1 protein-coding gene and 2 pseudogenes are annotated in these 1,867 nt (G+C 65.4%); all 3 read right to left on the reverse strand.

Annotated elements, in window-relative coordinates; genetic code table 11:
* Nucleotides 1–657 (reverse strand): annotated as a pseudogene (locus AC1D01_RS32765) (hypothetical protein); the annotation flags it as partial.
* Between the two features lie 191 nt (nt 658–848).
* Nucleotides 849–1,157, reverse strand: coding sequence for a hypothetical protein (locus AC1D01_RS32770; RefSeq protein ID WP_477873665.1), 309 nt, complete (start codon nt 1,155–1,157; stop codon nt 849–851).
* Between the two features lie 9 nt (nt 1,158–1,166).
* Nucleotides 1,167–1,867, reverse strand: a pseudogene (locus AC1D01_RS32775) (DNA adenine methylase); the annotation flags it as partial.

The raw sequence follows: 1,867 nt of genomic DNA on the forward strand, positions 1-1,867 counted from the left end.
CGCTTGCTCCTTGGCGCGCGAGCGGCCCAGCACCAGGCCGACGTAGCCCATGTTGGCGTACAGCGCCGTCAGCAGGGCCGCGACGTTGACCAACCCATAGTCCAAGGCGGTAGGGGCGCGTCCTTCGCCCCAGCCACCCAGCGCGGCCGCTGCAGATATCGTCGACGCGACCGCGGACAATGCAAATACGGCGCCCAGCAAGACGGCACTGCGCGTCTTTTCGCGGCGGGCCAGTGTGAACGCGAGGTACGCCAGCCACGACGCACCAGCCAGGCGGATGCCGGCGCTATAGAGCTCGCGCGGGTCACGTCCCAGGTTCATCGACACCTGGAAGCCCAGAGTCGCCAGCGCGCAGATGAGCGCCAGCAGCGCCCAGCGGGGCCGCTGCCCCAACTCGCGCTGCAGGGCGCCGCCGCACAACAGATAGGCACCGTAGGCGAGAGCCGTGGCAACGGGGTAGCCCAGCACGTCGGGGACGTGCCCGCGCAGGCCGATCAGTACGAATCCGACCCCCGACATCAAGCCGCTGATACCCCATTGCGCCACCGTGGTCGCGTCGTGGCGGCTGGACAGGATGATCCATGCGGTCAGGGGCAGTGCGATGAACAGCAGTCCCTGGACGAAGAAATAAGCCTGAGCGTCGATGAGTGGGGCCATCATGGTCTTGTGATGTGACGCGAGTGCGCAATTGTCGCGGTGAGAGTGGTCAATTTGTGGGGCCAGTTTCAAGCGGCCCAGGAGTCGAACGTTGGCTCATCCTCGGGTCGTGTTCCAAGCACGACGGCGCTTTTTCAAGCCGATGGAGGGGAACGAACCGTCCGCCGTGGCGCCAACGCGCTCTCTTGCAGTCAAGCCTTCGCAACGTGCACTCGTTGTGCCTCGCCGCTGCTCGCGGGCGCATTCGGCACGGCGACCCGCACGTCGATCCGAACAGCTGCCACGCCCTGCCGATTCAGAAAGGCAACCAGGGCGGCTCGCCCTGCCGCAAGCAGGCCCTTGGCCGCCGGCCCCTCCATGGCGGTAGTCAGCACCAGGTGGCAAGGCCCCTGCTGCACCCAGCCTCCGACGTTCGAATCGCCAGCCGGTCCCCGATGTCGTAGCGTGAGTGTCCGACCTTCCCCGTCATTGCCTGACCGATCCTGATCGCCGATCGTCAAGGCTTCCCTTCAATGGAGAGATCGATGACGGACGAAGCAGGCGAGTCGAGTGATGGCCATGTGTCGGCGCGTGTTCGAGTGGATTGGCGCACAGGCCACCGTGTAGGCGATGTCCAGCGACTCCATGTGCATGCCCCAGAAGCAACGCCGGATGGTCGTTGATGCTCATCATCGCCTTGCCCTTCAGGCTGCGGAATGCTGCGGCGATCGCCTCGTATTCCTCGAACGGGAACGGTCCGCCATACCCCTCGGTTTGCCAGTACGGCGGGTCCAGGTAGAAGAACGTGTGCGGCCGGTCGTAGCGCTCGATGCAGGTCTTCCAGCAGCCGCTCGACGAAGGTGCCGGCCAGGCGCAGATGCGCCGCGCTGAGCTACTCCTCAATGCGCAGCAGGTTCACCGGTGGCGCGGTCGTCGCCGTGCCCCAGGTCTGTCCTGCACCTTGCCGCCGAAGCACTGATGCTGCAGATAGTAGAACCGAGCAGCGCGCTGCACGTCGGTCAGCGTCTCCGCGGGCGTGTCCTGGATCCACTTGAAAACCTCGCGGCTGGACAGCGCCCATTTGAACTGGCGCACGAACTCCTCGAGGTGATGCTTCACCACGCGGTACAGGTTCACCAGCTCGCCGTTGATGTCGTTGATGACTTCCACGTCCGCCGGCGGGCGAAGGAAGTACAGCGCGGCGCCGCCAGCGAAGACCTCGACGTAGCAC

It is taken from the genome of Rhizobacter sp. P3_B12, from assembly GCF_056402895.1.